Source organism: Lysobacterales bacterium, assembly GCA_016703225.1.
GTDB lineage: Bacteria > Pseudomonadota > Gammaproteobacteria > Xanthomonadales > Ahniellaceae > JADKHK01.
This window is the reverse complement of record JADJCM010000001.1, coordinates 1,743,847-1,768,969: the sequence shown is the minus strand read 5'-3', so window position 1 is coordinate 1,768,969 and position 25,123 is coordinate 1,743,847. Positions and strand designations below refer to the sequence as shown.

Sequence of the window (25,123 nt, the reverse complement as noted above, 5' to 3'; positions counted from 1 at the left end):
TACCGGCTTCAACCAGAACGCCGTACCGACTTGAATCAGATTGCTGTACCGAATTCATCAGAATCCGCGCTGGTCAAAGCATGGGTCGCCGAACGCGCAGAGCAGATCGAACTGTTCTACCTGCCGAGCTACAGCCCGGAACTCCCAAGTTCCGCAGCTAATCGCGTAAGTCCTTGATTTGCCTGTGGTGAGACAGGCAAAAATGACACAACATGGGCGTCAGGAAGGTTTCTTGATGCCGAGGGCGGCGAACAGTTCGAGTTGCTGGGGTGTGGTCGTGCCGATGCCGGTGAGGCTCTGTTTGCCGATGCGCACGCGATGCGTTTGCAGACGGCGCAGGAGTTCGAGAGTGGTCTTCGGGCTGTTGGTGTTGCCGTTCGCCTTCAGGCGCATGCGCATGACGCGGTAGAGGACGAGCGCGAGGAAGCAGATCAACGCGTGCGCGCGGATGCGATCTGGCAGTCGGTGGAAGACCGGTGCGATGTCGAGGTCGCTCTTGAGCACGCGGAAGCCGCGCTCGATGTCGGCGAGACTCTTGTAGCGGCTGACGACTTGTTCGGCGCTGAAGTCGCTGACGTTGGTCAGCAGCACCAGCTTGCCGTCGAAACGCTCGGCGTCGCTGATCGCGTGTTCGTCGACGCCGTAGCTGAAGCAATCGGCCTGATAGTCGGCCTTGATGTAGCGCGTCAGTTCGGCGTCCGCGACCGCCTGCTGGAAGCGCGTGTAGGCGCCGCGATCGCTGGCTTTGCGGCCGCGCGCGGTCTTGCCCTGATCCTGCGCATCGAGCTTGCTCACCAGTTTCTCGGCGAACGCCTCGATCTCGGTGATCCGCGCGCGGCGCTTCGCCGATTGCTCGGCCGCGCGTGCCGGATCGTGCGCGACCACCAGGCGATGACCCGCGAACTCGCCTTCGGCCAGACTGGCACGGTCGCGATCGAACGCGAGGGCATCCAGAGTCCCGCCGAGTTCGCGATAGCGCCGCGCCGGCACCGCCAGGATGAACTGCAACTTGCGCTGCGTGGCGTTGGCAACGGCGGCCAGTTCGGCAACGTTGTCCAAGCTCAGCAGGCCGCGGTCGGCAACGATGATCACGCGCTCGACATCGAAGCGCTTGAGCACCGAGTCCAGCATCGCCTTCAGCGTCTTGGTCTCCGACACGTTGCCGGCGTGCACGGTATGCATCAGCGGCAGACCTTCGGCCGACTGCACCACGCCGAGCACGAACTGGCGCTCGATGCCGCCAGTTTCCTTGTTCATGCCGAACGCGCGGAGATCGTTTGCGACCTCGCCCTCACCGTGAATGCGGATCGTGGTCAGGTCGTAGAACACCACCGACAGCTGTTGGTCGAGCATCGGCCGCAACTGCGCCGCAACGCGCGCTTCGACGGCCTCCGCCCGATCCATCAGTGCATCCATCGTGCGCAGCAGTTGATCGTGGGTGATGTCCTCGGGCATGCCGGGAATCGAGACGGTCTCAAGCCATTCCAGGCAGCCTGGCTTCGAGTCCGGCGCGCACAAGCGGTTGAACACCATCGCACGCACCATCGCCTCGGCATCGAAGGCTCGGCGCGATGAGCGCAACGCGCGCGTGATCGCCTCGCCGAACCCAAGCTCCGACCACAGCGCGTTCAACGCATAGACATCACCGAACGCCAGCGCCGTGTCGTACTCCGGCACCGGCGCCGAACTCGGCACGGGCCCAGCGCGCTGCAAGCCGTGGATCAAGGGATCCAGCTTCTTGTCCGACAACTGATCGAGGCGACCCAGATTCGCGACCACGCGCTGCCGCACTCCAGCTTCCGAGCGGAAGCCTTCGACGATCTGCAGATAACTGCGGCCACCGGAGCGAGTGATGCGCGTGTACATGTGCCAACCCTAACACAGTCAGAACCGCTTCGTAAGCCACTATCGCGCTCCGACGTGACACAACACGACCCTTCCGAAAACCCTCCCAAAATCGCGCCAAGTCGTTGACTCTATTGACCCTCACCGCCGAGCAAGGGCGAAATTTTTGGGTCCAACTGCGGAACTTGGGGGAACTGAATCCCGAAGAACGACTCAACGCCGATCTCAAGCACCACATCGGCTCGAAAGTCCCGGCACGCACCAAGGCAAGGCCGAAAGCTGCCGCGACCGAGCACATGGAGCGCCTCGAAACATCACCCGAGCGCTTGCGCAGCTATTTCCAAGATCCTCGCGTAAAGTACGCCGCATGAAAAGTTCAAACTTCACTTGGCCGGATCAATAGTGGGTGTCGCTGGACGTATTTACTGCCGAATCTCAATATGGAATGCGGTTTCTGAAGCTTTCTTCGTTCCATCTGAACAATTCGTGCTCGCGGGAACGAATATTCGGTCGCTGGCCACGCGCTCGTCCGCCTGCGCCTCCCGCAGGAAGTCGCACCGCTTTTCCGGAGGAATCGACGAAGGTGCGATGTCGACGGCCTTCCAAGTCGTATTCTGTCCTGGCACGATCACGTGCATGACGCAGTCCCTGGTCGCCGGAAGCACGGCAGTGAGCCGATCAGCGAGCACGTCGACGGCCTGATCCGCCGTTGTCCAGCTGGTGTCCGCGAACAGCTCGTTGATCGCGACGTCGTGGATGGCACAGTAGTCGTCGAGGACTTGTTGCTTGCCGGGACAATCTCGCCCCGAGCAGCGAAGCTTGTCGACGACGATGATGTGCGCGTGGCTTCCGGGGCTTCGGTCCGAACTGGTGACGGTGACCTTCGACAACCCTGCTCGGTCGGCGATGCCACTAATGGTGTTTTTGACCTGCCCCGACAACTGTGACGCAGGCGCGCCCTCGATGTCAGCGCTTCTGCACACCGCGATCGCAGACATCAGCGTCAGTCCCGCAACGAATCTCTTCATGTGATTCCTCCTCTCGGTTGCCGGGCCTGCTCAACGGCAGGCGAGTTCAAATTGCTCCGCAAGCCGCTCCGCGCTGGCGACAAAGTCCGTGGTGCCCCGCTGTCGTCCGATGCGCATCCGCAAGCGATAGGGGCCGTGATCACTGCCGCCCGCAGCATTGGCGGCGGTGTTTCGGCCGAGCTCGGTGTGCACCACGACATCGCCATTCCAGCCCGTCTCGAGCGTCACCCGATGCGCCATTCGGATCAATCGATCCAATGACCGCAGCCTCGCGTCCTGAATAGATTCATAGCCGTGCCAGTCGAATCCCGCGAGCACCACCGCCACGCGATCCACGCCCGGCTGCTGCGCGATGGTATGCAGACGCCGAAGATGCGCCATGCCGTGCTGAAGAGGATCTCCGAGTTCCCTGCTATTCCAACCAAACGACGTCCATCCTGCGGTCGTATGCACATGCACCCCGGCGCGCCATACGGGTGCGCCACCAAGGGCACTCGCCAGGTTCATGCAAGCGTCGGCATGCGACGCTAAGCTCGCGGTCGCTTCCAATGCGATGCAGCCGGCACCGCGCTGCCAGCACTCCGCGAGGCTTGCCATCGAAGCGGCGAACGCAAATCCGGCGCCCATGTCGGCCCAACATTCAGTTCCCCCGGCGCTGGGGCGCAGCGGTGTGTTCCGGTGTCCGCCCACGCTCAGCACACGGAATGGATCCAAGCCGCCCAGAGCAACGATGTCGAAGCCTGGCTCCCAGGCCGGCGCAGCTTCGGCAGGAGGGATCATGCCGCCCGCCGCCATCGGAACGACCGCGGCGCCAGCGGACTGGATCATGAATCTGCGTCGATTGCTGTCCATGCGGCCTCCTCAAGCCCAGATGATCGGCAGTCCATCCACGCGCAGCAACGGAAGGTCGTTGATGCGCCACTCGATGCTGACTGCACGCCTGCGCGCAGGGTCTTTGCTGGCTTCGAGTGCGAACAACCTGCCTGCCCAGGTCTCATCAGTTTCGCTCCAGGTGCCGCGGCCCACCTGCCGCAGGCTGGCCGTAGCGCGTGTCTCGGGCACAACAGGATCGTTCGGCACCTGCACGCTGTCGTCCCAAGACTGTTGCTTGGGCCAGGTGAGGTCTTCGTAGTCGGACATGACCTCGTAGTGGAAGACGCGCACTTCCCGCTTCGTCGCGGCGATCATCTGCTTCAGTCCCGCGTACGCCTGCGTCTGCCCCGCCAGATCACTCCACGATGCGCCGGTGCTGCAGAACGGCACCATGCCGTCGCGCCAAGCGGCGTAGCTCGGGCCGTGGATGTCGTGACCCTCGTTCGTCGGCGGGAATTTCCCGACATCGCCGGCTACGACCGAGGGGGTCGGCTGGCTCACGGTCGGTGGCAAAGTCGCCGACAAGGCGCCTCTCCAACGGGCGTACACCTGGCCAGGCCGAATCCAGGCCGAGCTCGCATTCATCTCGAACGCGGGATTAATGTCCTCGTCGTTGTCGAAGTCGGTATCGCGCACATTCCGGCGTTGGCGCATCCGGACCTGATAGGACTCGAATACGCTCCCGAGCAACGCGATGCGTAACATGAATCGCGTGCGTTCTCCGTCCTTGGACACAACGCGTTCTCCGTCCTTGGACACAACCTTGTACAACCCGGCGCCGACAAGCACCGGATCGGGCAACTTGGGCCGGGATTCCGCCCGTGCGTGCAGTTGACCATCGCGACGTTCAAGGATGAATGTGGTGCAGCCGCTCTTGCATAACACGTCATCGGTCCCGCCGCTGTCCGAAGCGGTCGTGGCCACGCTCGCCAGAAGTGAAGTCCGGTTCTTTTCATCGCTTCGGGCGAGCAGCTTCGAGAGCTCGTCGATCAGCGTGTCGGGCACGATGGGTTCGGGCGAAGCCTGTGCACCCGGTTTGGCCTGCGTCGCGCGGAAGAACTGATACCAGCGGCCGAGTTGGAAGTGGTCCAATACTTGTTTCCGGCCTTCGGGCGCTGCATCGCTGGTGAGGCTGTCGCCGCCGGGACCCAAGGTACGCACTTCGACCTCAAGGCGATCGTTGCTGATACCGCCCTTCTCGTCGGATTCGAAGCCGAAATGCGCAAACCAGACGTAGGCATCCAGCCTCGGTCTCAGATCTGCGTCCACCGTGACCTCGGCCGTCACCCAGGCCTGTGTGAGCGCACCTTCCTCAACGTACTGGTGGAAGTCCGCGGGTGCGAGCTGATCGGGAAACAATGCACTCTTGCTCGGCCCTGGTTCGCCGAACGTCGGCAGCAGTCGGGGCGCCACGATGCTGCTCGATTTCGTCGTGGCTTCTTGCGTCGCGGCCACCCACACCGGCGCGTTGGGGCTGCGTCTGGACGGCAGCAGATAGTAGGCTCGTCGGATCCGCCACGCATCGCTTCCCGGTTCACGCGCCCAGCTTCGCCATTCCGGGTTGTGATGCACGGGCACCAGTTCAACGGCGCGCGGCTCCTGCGCTCGTGGCTGTTCCAGAGGATTGCGGCACTGGGGTACGAATCTGCATGCTTCTCCTTCGATCCTCTCGACGGAAATGGCGGTCATCAGGTCGTCGTACGACTGCGCGCGCGTACCGTAGGCGTGCACATGAAAATCGTTGTCGTACCCGTCGTCATCCAGACCTTCGACGATGGCGGGGAAGTTCTCGTCGTTCAGCGGAATGGGAAGCAGGTCGTTCCAAGAGAAAGCGTCGGTGTCCATCAAGGGTGCTTTCGCCGTGGCCTGAGTCAACGCATCGACTACATCAGTTAGCGCACGTGTCGTCATGGGACGAGCATGTGGGTCGTATTTCGATCGCTGCAGAACCACGACGGCATCACGTAGGTCGTCAGCTCCGGTCTTTTCCTCCGGACCGGTCATCGCGCCTAGACGTATTTCGGCTGCTGAAAGCGCTAAAACGGGGTCTTTGACCTTCACTTCCGACGAAAGAGATCGCAACTTGCGGATTTGCACGTTCGCCAGCCTTTTCGTGGCAGGTGCCATCGGGTCGAACAGATGCAGGGCCCAGGCCTTGTTCACCCAGTAGCCAGACAGATCCCGCAACAGCGTCTGTCGCACCCGCTCGCGCACGACACTTCGATTCGCAACGGTGGCGAGGACATCCGCGGTTCGTGGACCGAGGGCCGCCTCGCGCAAGCGGCGCACATGACCCAGCAGATCCCGCTCTTCGGCGGCGTTCTGCTCGCCATCCGCCGGTGCACCCGCATCCGCAGCGGCGCCGCACAGCGGCACACCGGCGCCAGGTTTCCGGCCCTGCCAGTTCCTCAGTTCGCGGCCATCCTCCTCGTCATCCTCGACGATGGCGAGGTAGTGGTCCGAGAGCGCGGACGCGATCTGTTCGCGCAGCTGGCGAGACCGGGTTATCGCCTTGGTGAGCGGAAGCAGGTCTTGCGCTTCCGGGGTGGTCTGACCATTCTTTCGCTCATTCATCAGCATCAATCGCGACAGCGTGGATCCGCCGCCGTCCGCGAGTTCATTGAGCACCCGCAGCAGGAATACGAAGAATTCCTGCGTACTGCGCTGGTCCTTGAACTGCGGGTGCGCCGGCAGCGGCAGAAAGGCCAAGGGCACCGTAAAGAACCAGGCTGAAGCGCCGCCGATGTCGCGCAGACAGGAGGGCAAGGCCGTCGCACCGGGCGGCGGACGCTTCCGAATGACGACACAGTTCGTCTCGGAACCGCCGACGATCTGCGCCGCGCGCTCGCGTTCCCAGGCGTCCGTCGCGGAGTCCTCCGTGCCGTCGACCGACAGTGCGCACGAGGTTTCGTGGCGTCGCGCGAGCCAACGAAACGATCGCCGGACCTCGGATTCACCGCCGTCCGATCCCAGATAGCGCCTCGCACGGTCCGCGGCGTTGGTAGCTGCTTGCTCGGTCATAGCGTCGCCCACCTTCTTGGGTCGCTTCGAGGGCAGATCGTCCGTCCGCTCGGTCATCCACTCGGGCAAACCACAACCCGACTCGCTGTTGTCGCGCAGCTGCCGAGGCAGCAGGCGCGTGTGCTCGGTGTCGATGATCAGGTCAGCACCGGTGGGGTGCAGGGTCCCGGGACTTCGTTCGACCGCCCAACCTACCCGCAGCACATCCGCGCCGATCTCCGTGCTTTCGCTGCATATCTGCCGGAAGCAGGGGATCCACGATCGCTGTGACGAACCGGCGCTCAACAGATGCACTGCGATCGGCTGGCAGTATGCGCGCAGGGCGCTGATGAACTCGCCCAGGCGATTGCCGCGGCAGGCGTTCACGAGGTCGCCCAACTTGTTCTTGAACTCGTCGGCGAGTTTGACGGCCACTGCATTGGATGGCGCGCGAACAAGCCGGGCGCTCATGGACCTGGACGCAGCGCCCTCCTGCCTGCCGTGGCTGTCCGATCTGTAGGACCACTTCTCCACATGCAGCGTTGCCTTCGCGCGCGCATCGCCGCCTTCAGCGATGAGCTCGTGGAACGCCTCGTAGAGGCGTCGCAGGTTAGGCATGTCCATAACGGCCCGGTCCTTCTCGTCGGAAACGACGTCCTTCAGCGAGGTGAATGCACTGAGCAGCGCCAGCTCATCCAGCTCCACGATCACCTCGAATCGGCGGTCGACCGGACGCCGCTCCAACCGCCAGGCCAGCAACGGGAAATCCGCGAATCGGTCCAGAGCCTTCAGGCGGTCGGTGCGGGCATCCGTTCCTTTGGCGCGCGTGGGCGCCCGCAATGTCGGCCCGGGCTTCCAGCGCACGTCCGCCGGATGCACGATGGTGCTGGTCAGAGGCAGGACCAGCTGCTCAGAAACCATCGAGTGGTTGCGGAAGCCGTACTGCTGATCGAGGCCAACGCTGAGCGCATGCGTCTTTCCGGCGTTGCACCACAGGGAGTAACGCCGGGACTCCGCCATCAGGCTGCCACGTTCGACCTCGCCGTCGGGCACGTTGCGTTCCAGGAACTCGAAGTTGAGCGCGACGGAGGGTTGAGTGTCCGGCTTGGTGGGTGCGGCCACCAGGGCTGGACACGTGCGCGCCGCTTCCGCATTCGGGTGCAGCGGTCGCATATGCGCGGTTTCGGTGAGCCGCAGCACGGTGTCGCCCTGATGCAGCCACAACCAGCCCTTCTGCGCCGACTGCGCCTGCCGCCAGTACACACGCGCCAGGCCATCCAGCGGCGACACCAGTTTCACCGTCATCGCGAAGTGCTGCGTGTCAACGGATCGGCCGAAGGCCAGATCGAGAAATCGTGTCGGCGCCAGTACCACACCGTCACCACGGCCGACCTTGCTTTCGTCGTTCACGATGAGCTGGTTGAACGCTTCCGCGGTGTCGGGAAGCTGCCAGAGCAAGGCCGCCGAAGAGTCCACCACCTCAACACCGGCACCTTGCGGATCCTGAGTCAGGAATGGCTTGATGACTTCCAATTTTCCCAACCACCAGATTGCATCGGTGTCCGTGACCGGGTCATGGACGCAGACCAGATCCTCGTGCTGGATCGGTTGCGCGGCACTGCCAGGCTGTTGTTTGTTGGTCAGGTAGACCTTGCGCGAAGAGTTGACGTCGAACGATCCGAACAGGGCTTTCTTCAGCTCCGTCATGTCCAGCTCGCAGTACGGCTGCCCTTCGCCATCCCGCGACGTCAGTTTGATCTCGCAGACACAACGACCGCCCATGTTCTCGAAGCAGCCGTTGTTGGGCAGCCTGTGCGTCGTCCCCGACTCCTTCATCAGCACACGAAGCGTCACGCCCACCAACATGCCGAATGTCAGCCCAGCCGGCGCGACGTCATTTCCAGGCAGTGAGATGTCGCCGCGCCGAAGCAGGAATCGCTGCGCCGTCAACTGGTCGAAGCGATCCTTGTCGCCCGACTCGGACGGCGTACAGAGCTGGCTTCGCGACTCGAGCAAATCGAGGAAGGCGGGCGGCACGGCATGACAGGTGAGTTTCTCTTTTTCGCCATTGACGTGGAAAGCCCACTTGTTCAGCGTCTGGAAGGCCGGCCGCCACAGCACCGTCCCCGCCTTACCCGGATCGGCCAACATCGCGCTCTGCATGCCGGATGGCCGCGAACGGCCGAGACGCAGCGATTCTTCCGCGTACTGGTACAACTGCTGATTGAGCTCATGGCGAGCGTTGCCGGTGTCCAACAGATTTGCGCTATCGCCGATGGTCAGCGAATCCAGCGTCGGGCGTTGCCAGCGCAGTTCCAACGGAATCACCGCCATCGACACTGCTTGCTGCCATGAACCTTCCGAAAACACGCGCTGGGTGAGGCCGAGCAGCGAGAACGACGAGGTCCAGCTCCAGCGGCTCGTATCGCAGCCGTCCTGTTGGGCATTCGTCAGACGGTCCTCTGGCCGGTTCTCGCAACCCAGCCGCAGCAGTCGATCGTTGTCAGTCTGCGTACCATCGTCGCTGCGGGCATCCGGCCAGAACAAACGTTCGCCCGCGGACATGAACCACGCAAGTTCATCGATGAGTTGCCAGATCTCGTCGCGGCGACCCTCGGCCGCCCCGATGCGTTCCCGCCAAGACCTCCAGACTTTCTCCAGATAGGTGTTGTGATCTTCCTTCGCGTCCAGACAAGCCCACTCGCACTGGCCTCTCGGAGACAGGTCGTACTTGAACAGGGGGGGCGGCGGCCATCCGGTAAGCAGGTCCTCGATCTGCCGCACTTTGGCCAAACAGTCTTCCCCAGGCTGGAGCAGCTCGGCGATGCACTTCCTGATCGGCGCGATCGGCGTCCGACGCAGGAAGAACAGATAGATCGCCTGCAGATCCTTCTGGCCTTTCCAGTTCTCCGCGAGACGCTCGCGCTCCTCGCCGTCAGGCTGGTCTGTGGCATCGCAGCGGAGTCCGAGCCGACGCATCAACTCGCACGCGACCGTTGTGCGGTCGCTGCCTTTCAACAGCAGCGAGGAGTCGCCGATGCCGGGCACGAGCAGATCCATCAACTGTTTGTCGACCGCATTGATCACGTTATCAACGGCAGGGAGCGGTGACGCGGAACCGCAAAGCTGGTTCTTGACATAGATCGAGCGTGATTCGCTGCGCACCTGATCGCGGCCGATCGCCATCCAGTCCGCCAATCGAACCATCCAATCAATGACGCGCACCCGCTCCTGAGCCGACAGATGGACGATCGCGTCGACACACTTTTCCCGATCATCAAGGCCCTTGTGCACGTCGAGGTTATTGACGAAGGAGAACTGTCGCCATCCGCTGCCGCCGCCATCCGCCTCGGGAGCATCGTCGCTGTCTGCGGTGAACCGCAGCCCGCTGCCGGAAGAAGTGCGCCATTCGATGGCGGTGAGGGGTGGCAGCGGAACCGGAACCACCTTCTTTCTTGGCGCATTGCAGAACTCGTCGATATCCGGGCGATGCTGTTCCGTCGCAACGACGTAGGACCAATCGCTCGGCTTCTCGTGCATGAAATATTGGAGCAAGACTTCGGTCTTGTCGTACTCGAGGAGCAGGTGCGGCTTGAGCACCGCCCATAGTCCCTGCTGCACACAGTCGCCATCCTTCAGCAGCGGCGGATCGACAAACTGGACGGAAACGTAGACAGTGTTCACGAGATCCTCCCTGACTCAGCCGATGGTCGCGGTGCCTTCGATACTCAACGGATACTCGCCCTGCACCTCATAGCAGACATCGGTGAGGCCTAGGTCCATGCAGGCGCGGGCGTAGTAGCCGGCATAGAGCGTGGCCCGATAGCGCGCGAGGATTGGCTCGCCAGCGTTGTAATTGACTTCGACGCCGATCGAGGCTTGCAGCTCCGCCCGGAAACGGGCGGAGATGATCCAGATGTTGATCGCTCCTTCCACGTAGGCGAGCAATCCGACTTCCCCGTTGAATCGGAACATCTTGATACTGCTGCCGAGCTGCAGCAGCGCCGCTATGCCTTCGTCGCCGCCGCCGGGCTCGTCCAACTTCAGCCACAGATCGCCCTCCACCACCACGAATACGCCGATGCCGGCCCGGATGTAAAGCCATCCTCCGCCATAGCTCGCGCCGTAGCCGAACTCGATCGCCAGACCACCGCCGATCACGAGCATTTCTCTGCCCGCTAGCGACTCGGAGCGTTTTTCGAGGTAGAAGCCGAACTTCGCCTGATAGATGCCGCAGTAGAACGAGAAGGCGTCTTCCCAGCGTCGCTTCGCACCGACACGATACGGGAAGCCCAGACCCACGAGCGCGTCGGTGTTGAAGCTCCAGCCCAGCATGACCAGGCCGGACACCATCTGGCCGGCCGGGCCAAAGTTGAACAGATTGAGCAACGGGATCGGCGCGGCAAAGTAGAACCGATCCTGACGTGCACTTTCTCCGGGCTTGTAGGCAATCACCAGGGTGTCGTCATTGCCTGGACTGCCACCACTGCCTCCCCCGCTATCGCCAATCTTGAACAGCGCCTTGATGATGGGCCCCTGCAGGCGAATGCCATAGAACACGCCGTCCTGCATGACCAAAGCGCAGTTCTTGACGAGATTGCCTTTGAGATTGAAGCGTGTGCCGAACAGCCAGGCGTTGTTGCCGGCGAGCATGGCCTTGAAGTTCTTGGCCTTGGGCGGCTTATCTCCATCTTGTTCCTCCAGCTTAAGAAGCGGGTAGGGTGGATCTTCACCCGACGGCGAGGTCCCGGGGTCGGTCAAGAACTTGAGGTACACCTCGGACGCCAACGCCAGGTTGCGACCGATCAACAGCCACTGCATCTCGATCAGGTCGCCAGAATTGGGTTCAGGCACGAAGACAGCGAAACCTCGCTCGCCCTTGTGATCTTGCATGTGCAAAACATTCGCCCCATTCTTTCCTTTCTTCTCTCCCTCGCTTTGATTCCCGATCAGGTTCCATCCGAGGATGTTCAGGCGGAAGTCCTCCACGTAGAACGCACTGTATTGCCTGCCGTCCAGCTCGCTCCGCTCATCGGGGAGCAGCAGTAGCCTTTCGATCTGAATACGGATCACGCGGAACAGGTTGATGTCGATCTTGCTGGCGTCCAGATCACCCGCCGCAACAACAATCTCATTTCGAGCGCTGCCACCCGTCTCCTTCGTCATGAGTCCAACCAGCAGGCCAATGCGCAGTTTGCTCGCGGCCTTACGGTCCAGCACGGGCAGGCCGCCAAAAGTGACCGAGAACACGACGTAGGGCATTTCGCCGATGGCATCGAAGTCGGATCCGCTGTAGATGCCATCGAAGCCGATCGGCTTGAAGCAGCGGTTCAGATGCTTGCGCTGTTCGTCCCGCTCCCGCCAATCGGCGGTCTCCGCGCCTTCCACCCTTTCGCCAGGATGGCTGCGCAGATAGCCGAAGCCGACGACCTCGAACTCGAAGTTGCCCAGCGTCAGCGCCCGCTTCGGATTGAGCAGACCGCGCAGGGAGCCAAGATCGAAACGCATTTCCCTGGGGCGACCGACGGCCGATGCGCCATCGAGCCGCGGGAAGACCATGCGGAAGTCGGACAACATGAGCTTGCCGTCGCCACTGGTCTGGAATGCACTGCCATCCGTACTCTTGAGAGCGATCGACGCGTTCACCGCGAGCGTCGCTCGCTGGTTGCGATACACGCCCTCGATGCGGCGGATTTCGATCGATTTGAAGAACAGCTTGTCGATGTCGATCTGAAGCGCGTCCTCGAGCGCGGCGGTGAACTCGAAGCGCGGCGCTGCGTCGGCTTTCTGAGGTTCGATCACGCGCCCGACGATGCGGATACGCCACTTGGATCGTTCCTCGGCCGCTGCCGCGTCCTCCGCCTTCTTTCCGAACAGGCGCCCCATGTCCAGTCGCATCTCGACGCGACTGGACGGTAAGAGCCGGGTGCCGCGGATATGCGCATCGAACTCGATCAAGGTCAACGCACCGTCGCTGTCCTTCGCTTCACGGGGATAGAGCCCATTCTCCTTTGCTTCTTTGGGAGCCTCGCTTCGGATACGCGCCCAGACCTGCATCGATTTCGACTTTTTTCCCGGGCGATCTCGCGTCCCTCCGGAGAATGCGACGTACTCCGCCGTCAGCTGCGAGAGGCCGCACATCTCGCTGGTCATCTTGTCGTCGGAAAAGTCGATGCTGGGCTTGAGGATGATCAGCCCTTGCCAGTCGGCGGCTGCCACCTCGGCGTCGACCATGTCCGACACCCAGGTGCGAATCTTTTCCTTTTCGGCCTCGGGTTTGGGGTCGGTATTCCTGACCTTGCCGACGAGCCGGAGGGGATCGGGCAGCTCGTCAGTGCGGACGCGCTCGTGCAGTTCGCCGAGGATGTCGTCCAGCGGCCGGCGCTTGCCCAGCTTGAGCAGGTAGACACTGTTCTCGCAGGCCAGATAGTCCCAGGAGAAACCGGAGCCCAGGTCGCATACCGCGAGCGGACGGCCCACGGACGAGGTGAGCTTTTCGATCGCCGAACGTACCGCCGCGTAGCCCTCGGTGGTGCCGTCGGACAGACCGAAGTTCACGCCGCGGCCGATGGCCACGTAGTCCAGAGGCTGGCTTCTCACCTCCCGCAGAAGGTCGGCTCCTGCCTCCCCGAGATTGGCTGCGGCCGCGAGCGCGGACCTCACGCCCGCCTCGAGGTCCCGAATGAGCTTGAGCGTCTCGTCGTTCAGAATCGGGTGGTCCTGCAGCAGCTTCCGAAGCTCATCGCGCTGCTGCTGCTCGTGATCCCGGAGCCACCGCTCGCCCTGCTTGCGATAGCCATCCCACACCTCTTGCAGGCGTTGGACGACCATGTCCTCGCCCACGCGCGCGAGATGATCCAGCGAAGGCACATTGACCGCAGTCGCGAACGATTCGATTCCCGCCATGAACTCGATGAGTTCTTTCAGGAATTCCTTGCCCTGCTGGCCCAATTCTGTCTCGGCTTGCCGGCAGGCCTTGAGGAACGCGGCCACGTCGGCGACGACCATGGGGTTGGTCATCACCACCGCCGACACTGCCTCCTCCACGTTCTCTGCCGCAGTCTGCTGGGCAGCAACCGACAGGAACGCCACTGTCGGCCAGAGCCCTTTGAGTTGGTCGATCGTGTTGTTCATGTCGTTGGCGACATCGCCGATCTTCGTCGCCAACTTCTTCAGCTGCGAGACGAAGCGTGCATACCGATCGTCGTCGAATGCCTTCGCTTGCCAGGCAAGGCGCTGCAACATCCTCGTGAGCAGATGCGCCGCTGCCGACCGCGTCTTGGGCGCTTCGCGCAGCACTTGCTGGACGACGGCGCGCAATGGCGCACCCTGCTGCCACCATGCGTCAAACGCTTTCGGATCAGCCAGATCTGACGCCTCGGCCGCGAGCGCGGCCAACTGCTCCCTCAGCGTGCTCTCGCCTTGAGCCAACAGTTGCTTGAGCACGCGCAGCAAGCGGATGTGCTCCGCCAACGGTGCCGCGCAGCCGTCCGTGGCGAAACGGGACTCGGTCCATTTCTCGCGCACCATCTGCCAAGCGTCGCCGGGCGCCTTGATGTCATCGACAAGCTTCGTGTACTTGGCGAGATCGCCAGTGCAGGGAACACTGTTCGCACGCGCGGTGCAAGCGAGCGACGCGGTCGGGCGACGCAGGACGAGCTGCTCGATCAACGCGATTCGACGGTTCAGCGCTTGCTCGAACTCCTCGATCTGCCCTGCGGGCAGCAGTCCGTCTCCGAATCCGAATGAGCTGTCAGTTTCCTGCTGGGTCTGGCCGAACACCATCGCCGACAACCAGCGCGCCAGTCCGAGTGCTCCGCCGCCGATCGGGATGTGGTTCCCGGGTGCAGGCGTTGGCGACACCTGCTTCGTGCCGAGTCGCGGGCGCATACGGACTGTGCCTGCAAGCGCGGGTCGGCCCTCATCCGATCTTGCGAGCTTCTTCCGATCTCCGAGCACGCTGAGCAGCGGTTGTGCGGCGCTGTCCTTGCGGGAGAAGCCGGCCCCGACCGAAGCCGTTTCGTTGAGCGGCGCTGGCGTCAGTTCCTTGAAGGCCATGGCCAGCGCCGTGCTCGACGCCTGCTGCCACTGCCCCCACCACTTGTCCGAGTTCGTGTCGCGGAACGCCGCGCGGGCGTCGCTGACGGGAAGAGCAAAGGTCCCCGGCTTCGAATGGCTGCTGAAGCGGTCGATCTGCACCACCCCGGCGGTCGCCGCATCGGAAAACAGGGCGCCTGCCTTGTCCTCCTCCGCGTACTGCATCTCAAGCCGCCAGTTGGCGCTCGTGTCGCCGAACAACAGTTCGACGGCAGAGAACGCGATCGATCCGGTGCCGCCGTGGACCTGGTTGAAGCAGAGCTTCGCTGGAATGCCCTGACGCGCACCGGCTCGCGCGCACGTCACTTGTGTGTCGAGAGCGAAGCCCTTGATGCTTCGAGGCGCCTGATCCTGCACGACAACTCGCCTTTCCTTGCCTGGAACATCGGCCACGCGCCAGCGCGTGTCGGTTACCGCCGCAAGCCATCGCAGCCGACGAATCCTCACGTCGAGGTCGCCGTAGCGCAGAGTCGACGCGGGGTCGAAGATCGCCTGGGTCAGCTCTTTCAGCGCTCCAGTGGCGACGTCCGATGTTCCCGTCGGCATCAGGCAGAGGCCAGGTTCCCCGGCGACACCACTTTCCCGGTTCTCTCGCATCGTCAGACGCCACGCCGTCTGCGGCAACGTCGCTTCGACCACTAACGGCAGCCCCTCCTCGTCGTGAAGTCCCAGCAACACGGCGCCCACCGGCCCTTCGTCCTTCCAAGGCTGCCAAGAGGCCGAGATCTTGTTGCCGGCAGCGTGTTCGACGCAGTACAGGCCGTTGATGAGCCGCATCGGGCTCATCAACGGGCCTGAAGCAAGCTTCGTTCCGTCCACGGGAAGGGAGCGATCGTTGGCGCGCGGCACGAGCCGCAGCGTCCAGGGTTCTTGCGGTGAACGTCCGACGATGTCGTGAACACGGGCACGCACCGTTGTGGTTCCGTCACCGACCGGAATGCCGACCGTGCAGTTCTCTGCGATCCCATTCGTGGGTGGAGCTATGCGCCACGTCTCATCCGAGTTCAACGTCAGCAGCCAATAGCCGGGCGACCCGTTCAACGGGAGCAGACGGCAGAAAGTCTTGGCATCGACGACCGCGCTCAAAGCGGTCGCATCTGCGGCGACGAAGAACACATCGATGACGATCTGCGCCACCGAGACTGCGCGAATCACGGCGCGATGCTTCAACCCTTCCAGGCCTGGCCCTAGCGTCAACCATAGATCGGCTTCGCTCCCAGCTTCCAGTCGAATCGCATCCGCTCGCATGACGCGGATGCGCTGCCCAGCTGCCACGCCCTGCGTCAGCAAGATCTCGTCGGTCGTCGTCCGCGTGATCGCCTTGCCGGTCACGGGGAACACCGTGCTCGTTCCCAGCCCGAAATCGCCGGGAACGTCCACCCCGAAGATACGGATCTTCATGGCGCGGCTTCGGCGAAACCACGCAACGGCGAGTGGGTCAGTCCCTCCACTGACAGCACGTGCCTAGGCGTCAACGACCACAACACTTGCTCCGACGCGGCCTGCGGGCAGCCATCGGCAGGCGCGGCGACTGGCACCACTTCAATCGCACCCCGCCAGGGATGACGACTGTGCGCCAGCGCCAACGTGGGCTTGCAGCCGCCCTCCGCATTTTCCTGCAGGATGGCGACCGGGCCGACCTCAGGGAGTTCGATCGCGGTGATGCGATGCGGTACGTCCGGCGACGGGATGCGGAACAGGTCCCAGCCGGACACGCTGGTCGCATGCTCGGCGACCGCAGTGGCGAACGTCGACAAGAGATCCCTCGTTTCGCAGGGCACGTCCTCGAGACCAAGCCCCGTCGCGGCATCCCAGCGAAGCGCGCCGCAACGCTTGTGATCGCCGCTCAATCGCCGTTGACCGCCGCCATCCCCGCCCTGGTAGCGGAAACGCTCGGGCACGAAGGCCCAGGGCACGCCACAGGTGCTCGCATCGGGTTGTACGAGGCAGCGCCGCACGGCGAGGTCGTTGCCTCCAGGGAGGTCGAGACGCCTCAGATCACGGTAGTCCAGGCGCAGACCGTCCTTCTTGCGCTGCATCTGGCGCAGCATCTCGATGGCGGCGCAGTGGTCCGATGACAGCGCCGGATCCCTGCCTCGCGGCACGAGAAACAACGCGGCATGGCCGGTCTGCTGGACGTCCAACCGGAGCTCGACGTTCGCGACGCGGGGATCACCCGGCCAAAGGAGCGCTGTGCTGAGGCGACGACGCTTGACCTTTCCCGTCGCCGACGCACAGCCAGCCTGCCAGTCGATCGACGACAGCTTGGGTTCGAACCGCCCGTAGATTCCGGACGCCTGCCATTCCGCCAGCGACCACGGCTCAACCATGTCCGACCAGCGCACGCCGCCTGGCACGGCGCGAACCTGGAGGTCGAACATGCCGCCACCGGAAGGATCCGCGATGTAGGTGAACGGACTGTCGCGCGTGGGCACGACGTTGTACGGGTAAGCCACAGGGTGCTTTCCGTTGGTGCCGAAATCCGCGTCACTGAGACCGAGCATTCGGCGCATCGATGTGGTGGTGGTAGCGGCGTTTCCGGGGACACCCAGCGCGCCACCGACCGTACGCCAACCGATGGGCCCTGTCGGGACATCGGCGCGGCGCATGTTGCCCCGAAAGTACGAGAGCGCATCGAGCAGACTGGCGTAGTGGCTTTCCTCGGATGAAGGCGTTGCGCCGTTTCCTTGATCTCGCCACGTCGCGGGAATGGTCGGCAGGAGTGCGGCAAACGCATTGACTTCCAGCTGCGTCACTGCAGGCGCACCGCTCGGCGACGTGGCGATTGCGAGCGAGAGATCACCGACGCGAGGATCGAGCAGGCCATTCCAGAAGCGGACCTGCGCATCCGATGCTTCGACCATGGAGGCCCATTGGTCGAGCTTGAGTTCAGGAAGCGGATTGCCACAGGTCGCATCTTCTTCGAGATCACGTCGGATCGCGCCTGGACTGCAGACCGGAAAGTGCCTCGTGCAGACCTTTTCGTCATCGCACAGCACGTCATGTTGTCCCATCGCTGCAGCCAGCCAACCCTGCGCCATCAGCTGCTGCGGCGTCTGTAGGTGTCGCGCGCCATCGGGCAGGTAGCGCAGCGGGACGCTCAGCCGGCTGATGCGAGGAGGAGAAGCCATGGGGCGGCAGGGGACGGTGGAGCGCTCGGCGTCGTCGACCAACGTGCAGTCCAGTTGGCCGGATTCCGCGTCCGGGGTTGTGCAGGTGAATTTCGTCTGCCGCGGCAGGCCCGCATCGCTGCAGCCTGCCTGTTCCAGATTCAGCCGCGTGCGGAGATTGTCCACCTGGGTGATCTCCAGCAGCGTGCCGGGCGCCAGCGACACGGTCCGACGCACCGCGACATCCGACGAACCCGGTTCGACATCCGTCAGCGACGCTGCGCCAAGCACGTAGCGCCAGTAGACCGTCCGCTCGAACTGGGCAGGCTCGGTGCCATCGACCGCACCTTCGCCGTTCCACTCTCGGGTCAACTGAATCAGCGTCGGACTGCGCGTCGTGCGGAGATAGGGCACCAGCATCGCTTCGATCGCGACACGGGCCGCCCGCTCGCGCCAGCGTGATGAGCATAGACGTCGCTGGACCTGCAGATCATTGAACAACGACCATTCCGGAACCCAGTTCCGCACCGCTCGCCGTACCTCCGGGCCGTGCACGGCATTCAGCTTGGGCCAGCCCGTCATCCGGCATTCCTCACCGGCCGTTTCGAGCGCCATCAAGCCTGCGATCTTCGAGGCACAACGCGCCGGATCGCCACGACCGCAGTCCGATGTGCATTCGGATCCGACAATTCCACAGAGCTTTCCGAGTCGTTCCGACGCATGTCCGGCGTCGAGGAAATCGGCGGCATCGAATGTGGTGCGCCCCTGCAGAGGATCGAACGGCGCATTTCTCTCGATCAACTGTCGCGGCGTGGGTGGCGTGCCGAGAAGCGCCGGTACGGGCGACGCCGACGGATGCTCGCCGGTCCAATTCGCCGGCGGATCGTCCAATCGCACACCAGGCGGCGGCGTGCATGCGGCAATGCTCAGCACAAGGACGATCGACCCTACGACGCGCAAACGCATACGTACCTCCCCAAAAATCCGGTCGGACAGAATGAATAGCGAAATCCCCATGCCGCACACACGACATGCCTTGCGATGAACTGCGTCAGCGCCCCCGCACTTCGGCAAGGCTGTCGGACCACGGGCCCGACAGCTCAATGGGCTTTTACGCCAACGGCTGCTGTTTTTCTAGATGCGACGCAGCAAATGTCGTCAGACATAGGCGACACGGGCGGCGTCGCGTATCAAATGCGCCGTCCCGCGCGCTCGGCAAGGAACGGTCTCGGAGCCGATGCCTGGGTCAACACGCGATGTGAGCCTCAAGCTTCCAATGCATGACGCCGCCGTAGTCGAGCACGCGCTTGCGTACGACACCAAGCGGCTTCAGAACATATTCGAAAGCGCAATGACCCTTCATTTTGAAGGCAAGGTGATTGGCAAAGCGCCTCTTGAGGATTTCTATTCGAACTGAACTATCGTCTCCGCCACGACGCTTCTTTGACGCTGCTTCCTCGCACAGTCCTCATCCCGCAAGACTGGGCGATGTAAGCCGGGCGGGCCGGCAGTGTCGTCGTTGGGTAAGTCAACCGGATTTGCCTCCACGAACGGGTGAATCGCCCACCTTTATGTGATTCTCAATGACCGCTTCGGGTATGCGCCGTGAAAGGCGGCGCTTTTCCAGTGGGTGCAAGTCCCGCCCGGCAACCGCTCCAGCCGGAAGCAACCGGAGCAGTCATGGAGGTAACGAAATGGCTGCAGCAGGTGGCCTCGAAGTTGATGACGAGGTAGCGGCGAGGCTGAGGGATGTCGTCGGCGGTCACGCGCGCAGGGTAGCTGTTCCAGTCCACCCGATTCACCACACGGCCGCGGTCGCGATCGGTGCCGCGAGCATCAGGGCGAGGACGAAGTACAGGATCACGAGTCTCATGGAGAAGCTCCGGCAGGCCGGCGTGATCCGGCGAGTCCAGCGTCGCGCCGGGCGACGCGGTCGTCCCGAGGGGGATTCGCAATCCCGCCTGGGAGAATTCGCAAGCCGGGCTAAGAGGATGACTTGAGAATCGCATTGCCCCACGCGCACAAGCCGCGTTCGCGCAGCGCACCGCGCAGGTCGGCGTCGATGCGGATCCCGGGCTTGGTCACGGCATCTTCGAGGCCGCCGCAGGGGATTGCGGCAGCGACCTCCTGCCGCTGCTTGCACTCGGCGCGGACTTCACCCGTGTCGTCGAGAACGAGGTAGCCGTCCTCGGTCGGTTCGATCGTGAAATTCACCGGGCGGTAGAACGCTATCGGCTCGACGTCCCGGCCGAACGGCTTGAGCATTCGCTTCGCCTCGCGCGGCAGGGTGCGGTCGTAGAGTTCGCGCAGCCCAGGCGCGCCGAGGCCGTCCCAGCGCCGCACCTGTTCTTCGCCGGTGGACCAGGCCAACGCGTCGAAGCCCTGCGCGACCGCGTGCAGCAGCATCAGCTTCAATGCCAGCGCCGGCCATTCGTCGCACCATGGTGGTGTTGGCGTGGCGAGCGTTCCCTGCCGTGCCTCGCGCCGCGCCTGCTGCGCCCAGTCGCTCTGGATCTCCTGCAGGAAAAGCACGCGCTCGCCGTCGGGGCTTTCGCGCGCGTCGCAACGCACGTGCAGCAGCACGTTGCGCTGCTCGAAGTGGGAGGAGAAATAACCGGGCGGATACCACGGCAGGGTGACCAGCCACTCCCGGTACCGGGCACCACCGGTCAATCGGTGATGCGACCAGCGTCCGCGCGTCGACAGCTTTGGATAGATCTTCGCGGCGTGGCGCTGCGCCGCCCGGATTGCCTCGGTGCGGTTCGGGTAGTCGCCGCGCGGGAAGGCGCGGGTACGGACCGGATCGCCGCGATGATCGAAGGCGCGCCAGATCTCCATCGGTCCGAACAGGTCGTCCCAGCAGCGGCGTTCGAGCGAGTAGCCGAGACTTCGGTCGCGCAGGAGTTCGACGACGTCCTTGATGCGTCGCTTGCGCGCCCGCGGCAGGCGCCGCCAGAGGTCGACGTGCACGGGGCGCAGGTCGAGCTGCGTGGTGCCGGTGACCGTGACGGGAATGACGCTCAGCCGCAGCGCACCGATGTCGACGAGCGCGCGCAAATCCGGTCCGCTGATGCCCGCATCGGCGGGGAGGCTTGCCAGCACGGCATCGATGTCGAGTGCGTCGCGCTCGTCCTGGCGCAGACCGGGCCAGTTGCGCAGACGCCCGACCCATGCCGATGCGGACTGGCGCACCTCGCCTTGGGCCTCGAGTGCGTCCAGCAGCGCGGACCGCAACCCGACGAGGCGGAATGGTGCCGCTGGATCGGTCGGCAGGAAGCGCTCCGGGCGATTGCGCAGGCCACGCCGCGACCGTCGTTCCTGCAGCCATTGCCCGAAGCCGCGCAACCAGGGCTGCAGACGCGGCATCTGCTGCGCGCGCTCGCGTAGGAAACGCCGGATCGGGCTCGGGTCGTCCTCACGCAGCAGTTGCGCCAGCGTGTAGCCGGCCAGATGTTCGTGATCATGGTCGAAGCGCACGATGTCGACCACGACGGCCGGATCATCGACGCCATCGTCCGCGGCCGGGAATGGCCAGGCCTGACGGTACTCGTGGTGCTCGTACGTCCGCCGCATGGACACCGCGTAGGCGGTGCCTTCGATGCGCAGGGTCAGCAGGGCTTCGTCGGAGGACATGGGGGCATCATGCACCCGGAGGTCTCAAAGCTTGAGCGGGTGTCGATCCCCGGGACTCCGTGCGATGGCTTGACCGGGCGTGGTCGGATCCGAAGTGGTGGCCTGGCGGATCAAGGGTCGTTACTGATCACCCTCCCGCGCTTCGGAGGAAGCGTTGCGAAACCACACTTCGCGTCCGGTCGTCCAGATCGTCTCGACGCCGTCGAGGCGCGCGAGCTTGCGGTACATCATCACGTCGCCCTTGCAGCCCAGCAGGTGCGTGACCAAGGCCGCAAGGCTGAGGGCGCCGGGCTGCCAGAAGAACCAGAGCAACAGCGGTGGCGTCAGCAGCCACAGCGGCCGCAGCACCACCCGCTGCAGCTGCCGCGGCGAGATCGGCCCGTTGTAGAGCACGAACACCGCCCACGGCAGCACGCCAACCAGCGAAGCATCCGAGCGGCCACGGTCGGGGAAAGCCAGCAGGTGCATGCCCTCGTGGACGAAGAGGTACGTCAGCGGCGCCAACACGATCAGGCTGATCGCGCCCACCTTCCCGAAGGCCTTGACCAGACCATTGAGATCCGCAAGCGCCTCCGGCCCGCCCCAATACAGCCCGGCGGCAAACAAGCCCAGCATCAGCAGGATGCCGGCATAGGTGGCCACCCGCACTTCGGTCTCGCTGAAGCCGAACTGCGCCGGCATCCAGGTGCCATCGTTCGGTGGCGGTTGCGGGCGGTCGGGGTGATAGAGGCGCATGGTCGGATCGTCCGCGGATCGAAGAAGCTGGAAGTGGCGATTTGATCACGGGAGGACGTTGCTAAGATCGGTCGCTCCCGAGTCAACCCGAGTGAGTACGCCAGGTGTCCACAGCTGAGAAACCCGATGCGTTCGCCTGGTTGCAGTCGCTGAGCAACAACCTCGTCCGCCTCGACGAATACCGCAGGCGGATCGAGCCCTGGCTGGCGTCGGAATTCAGCGTGCTGCGCTACCTGCCAGGCGGGTCTCAAGATCGGATTCGCTCGGGCCAAGCGAATTCAAGATGCGGTACTCGCCACACTCAGTTGAACGTCAATCTCACCAGGCACTAACCTCGGAGCCATCCATGACGCAACGCAGAATTCAGGCCCTCAAAGTTGACGCCGACAATGCGGACCGCGTCTTCGAGTCATTGAAACAGGGCGAAGGCCGGTTCGGCTGGAGCTATGTCGAAACTGCGGACCTGAGATCGCTACAACAGCGCATCGAGGCGCAGGGTTTCGCGTCGTTGTCGGCTGACGAAGCGGACTGCTTCCAGAATTTCCTGCTTCGCCTAAATCCCGGCGACCACGTTGTCTACATCAATGTCCCGAGTTGGGGGCGTTGCACGTTGGCGCGGGTGACGTCCCCTTATTGCTGGGAATGGCGGGACGATGATTTCAATCATCGCTTCAAGGTCGATCCGGCGAGCGTCAGGGAGTTCGGACGCAATGAGTCATTTGTGCGTCCTGCGCTGCAGGCGCGGCTGAAATTGCAGAAGCGGCAGTGGCAGATCTCGGCGGAAAGCGAGTTCGACGAGCTGCTTGCCGCACTGAACGGCGATTGCAGCGCGCTCCCATCGGCAGCCAGGACCGCCAACCTTGGTTTTCTGGCCAAGGACATTCGCCCCCACTTGGCGAAGATCACCGAGGACATCCAGCGCAACCATCCGAACTACTCGCTCGAAGGCCTGATGGCCAGCATCTTCGAAGCGATGCCGCGAGTCGTGGATGTTCGGCTCCAAGGCGGCGCCGGAGACCGAGGCGCCGACATCCTGGTGACCATCGAAAATGGACATCCGTTGACTGGCGAGGTCGGACAGACGTTATGCGTGGTCCAGGTCAAGTCGTTCGTCGACGAACACTGGGACACGCAGGCCGTCGACGACATCCGGCGGGCCTTCGAGGCCTATCCCGATGCCGAGGCTGGGTTGATCGTCTCCACCGCGGCCCGGCCCGGACCCACGCTGGAGGAAGCGCTGGCGAAGCTGCGAAGCGACACCGGAAAGCCTGTCAGCCTGCTGATTGGCGAGGAAGTGGCACTGTTTTTCCTTCAGTACGGCGCTCATCTGTTGAGCCCAGCCTTTCCGAAGCGCTGATCGCGCGACGGGTTGTTCGGTGCGACATGGTACGTATTTCGGTCCATCGTGACCGCCGATTTCGGTAAGGCGTGTCCGGTCGTTTCGGGAAGCCGTGACAGCCTGTTTCGGTCGATCGTGACCGATTTCGGCCGTGTTCCGAAATGGCCGGCAAGCCAAGCTTGCGGGCAACCGTTCGCGGGATGCGCGAGTGGTATCGGAACTGCTGTCCCAAGGCTGGCGCGTTGCCGTGATCTGGGAGTGTGCGTTGAAGAAGCGACCAGAGATCGCCTTGAAGGACTTGTGATGCATCGCATCGCTCTGGGAAGTATGCCAGATCCCGGCCTGATGACGGCAAGCCCGTGCGACACGTGATGTCGCATCACCACCCAACATGCCCGCGTGGTCTCGGCGGGAAGTGTCATGCGGGTGTGGAGAAGACTGGAGTCGACTTTCGAAGTCTTGCCGCCTCGGCGCTGTTCCGGCGGGCCGTTGCGGCCCGATCTGCAATGAAGATCAGCCAAGTGATGTGCGTTCGAAAGAGCGTTGTCGTCCGGCTGGCGACAGGCGAAGTGTCCGACTCGCCGGGCATTGGAACCCATGCGCTATTGAAGGTAGCGGGCTGTCCGACCACGAGATCGCGCTCGGACTTGCTGATCGCGGTTCCTGATCCTCGAGACCCAGAGTGGCCTGACGTAGCACACGAAGTGGTCGATGAAGCCGCTTGCAGCGTGGTGATCGGCGCCGATGTTGGATCCGCCCGTGCAACGGACTTCGCCTGCGGCGCCGCAGAGTTCTATGCATCCATGAGCCAATTCGACGCCTTGATCCCACTTGCATCCGACGTGGATGCTGTCGTCAGGCTATGGCTCGGCTTCCTGCTGCGAGAGACGCAGACGGATTTCATTCGCTTCGCCGGCGTCTGGCAGTTTCGGCACCATGTCGCCGAAGGAAGCAGAACGGCGGCGCGACTCGCTGAAGAATTTCGGATCAAGAGAGACCACGGCGGCCTCATCGATACCGCACTGATGAATGCCGTGCGGATTGACGCGACCCCATCATCTGCGCCGCCTTCCGTCGTCATGGCGAACGCTCCCTACACACCGCTCGACGTCGCCGGGACCGAAACCAAGCGAGTCAAACCCGGCTCGATTCGCTCGATTGCGCTGTATCCAAGTATAGAAAGGATGAACAGCGCCGAGATCGCCCTGCTCGTGCGATCCGGATCGACCAGGCCAGCATGCGACTGGGCGGAGCAATTGCACGACCTGCGGCGACTCACGTCCAAGTCGGGCTTCTGGTCGAGCCGATCGAAGGAGCTTCGCCTGATTTCCGCGCTGTGTGCCAGGGAGTCGCCGACTTGATCCGGCATCGATTCGCCTCGGGACGCAGTGGCCTTGCAAAGGCGATATCGATCTCGCCTACTGCTCCTTCATCCAGTTCCGCTAATCAACTTGAGGTTCCCC

Annotated in this window: 10 protein-coding genes and 1 pseudogene; 3 read left to right on the top strand and 8 right to left on the bottom strand. The window is 63.4% G+C overall.

The window, feature by feature from the left end:
- Nucleotides 1-219: 219 nt before the first annotated feature.
- Nucleotides 220-1,866 (bottom strand): IS1634 family transposase, encoded by a 1,647-nt coding sequence (locus IPG63_07645; protein MBK6727120.1) that lies wholly within the window; start codon nt 1,864-1,866, stop codon nt 220-222.
- Between the two features lie 170 nt (nt 1,867-2,036).
- Here IPG63_07645 and IPG63_07640 point away from each other — a divergent pair.
- A pseudogene (locus IPG63_07640) lies at nt 2,037-2,216 on the top strand (IS630 family transposase).
- Between the two features lie 51 nt (nt 2,217-2,267).
- On the opposite strand, the gene IPG63_07635 reads toward IPG63_07640, so the two are convergent.
- From IPG63_07635 to IPG63_07605, 7 genes are all read right to left on the bottom strand, one after another.
- Entirely contained in the window at nt 2,268-2,873 is a 606-nt protein-coding gene (locus IPG63_07635) for a hypothetical protein (GenBank protein MBK6727119.1), read from the bottom strand.
- 30 nt (nt 2,874-2,903) lie between these two features.
- Nucleotides 2,904-3,725, bottom strand: coding sequence for a hypothetical protein (locus IPG63_07630; protein ID MBK6727118.1), 822 nt, complete (start codon nt 3,723-3,725; stop codon nt 2,904-2,906).
- A 9-nt stretch (nt 3,726-3,734) separates the two neighbouring features.
- On the bottom strand, nt 3,735-10,430 hold the full coding sequence (locus IPG63_07625) for a hypothetical protein (GenBank protein MBK6727117.1): 6,696 nt from the start codon (nt 10,428-10,430) through the stop codon (nt 3,735-3,737).
- Nucleotides 10,431-10,445: 15 nt separating this feature from the next.
- Nucleotides 10,446-16,244, bottom strand: coding sequence for a hypothetical protein (locus IPG63_07620; protein MBK6727116.1), 5,799 nt, complete (start codon nt 16,242-16,244; stop codon nt 10,446-10,448).
- Nucleotides 16,241-18,979, bottom strand: a complete 2,739-nt coding sequence (locus tag IPG63_07615) for a hypothetical protein (GenBank protein ID MBK6727115.1) — start codon at nt 18,977-18,979, stop codon at nt 16,241-16,243. Before IPG63_07615 ends, IPG63_07620 begins: the two co-directional genes overlap by 4 nt.
- Nucleotides 18,980-19,936: 957 nt before the next feature.
- On the bottom strand, nt 19,937-21,586 hold the full coding sequence (locus IPG63_07610; protein ID MBK6727114.1) for a hypothetical protein: 1,650 nt from the start codon (nt 21,584-21,586) through the stop codon (nt 19,937-19,939).
- Between the two features lie 120 nt (nt 21,587-21,706).
- Complete coding sequence (locus IPG63_07605; GenBank protein ID MBK6727113.1) at nt 21,707-22,267, bottom strand: DUF3267 domain-containing protein; 561 nt, start codon at nt 22,265-22,267, stop codon at nt 21,707-21,709.
- A 400-nt stretch (nt 22,268-22,667) separates the two neighbouring features.
- Here IPG63_07605 and IPG63_07600 point away from each other — a divergent pair, with 400 nt between their 5' ends.
- Nucleotides 22,668-23,678, top strand: a complete 1,011-nt coding sequence (locus IPG63_07600) for a restriction endonuclease (protein MBK6727112.1) — start codon at nt 22,668-22,670, stop codon at nt 23,676-23,678.
- 488 nt (nt 23,679-24,166) lie between these two features.
- Nucleotides 24,167-25,021, top strand: a complete 855-nt coding sequence (locus IPG63_07595) for a hypothetical protein (protein MBK6727111.1) — start codon at nt 24,167-24,169, stop codon at nt 25,019-25,021.
- Nucleotides 25,022-25,123: the final 102 nt, after the last annotated feature.

Bases quoted from the DNA above. Each gene is read 5' to 3' on its own strand.
- IPG63_07605 (MBK6727113.1), bottom strand. From the start codon at position 22,267: ATGCCGGCGCAGTTCGGCTTCAGCGAGACCGAAGTGCGGGTGGCCACC.
- IPG63_07595 (MBK6727111.1), top strand. From the start codon at position 24,167: ATGAAGATCAGCCAAGTGATGTGCGTTCGAAAGAGCGTTGTCGTCCGG.
- IPG63_07610 (MBK6727114.1), bottom strand. From the start codon at position 21,586: ATGTCCTCCGACGAAGCCCTGCTGACCCTGCGCATCGAAGGCACCGCC.
- IPG63_07630 (MBK6727118.1), bottom strand. From the start codon at position 3,725: ATGGACAGCAATCGACGCAGATTCATGATCCAGTCCGCTGGCGCCGCG.
- IPG63_07635 (MBK6727119.1), bottom strand. From the start codon at position 2,873: ATGAAGAGATTCGTTGCGGGACTGACGCTGATGTCTGCGATCGCGGTG.
- IPG63_07645 (MBK6727120.1), bottom strand. From the start codon at position 1,866: ATGTACACGCGCATCACTCGCTCCGGTGGCCGCAGTTATCTGCAGATC.
- IPG63_07600 (MBK6727112.1), top strand. From the start codon at position 22,668: ATGACGCAACGCAGAATTCAGGCCCTCAAAGTTGACGCCGACAATGCG.
- IPG63_07620 (MBK6727116.1), bottom strand. From the start codon at position 16,244: ATGAAGATCCGTATCTTCGGGGTGGACGTTCCCGGCGATTTCGGGCTG.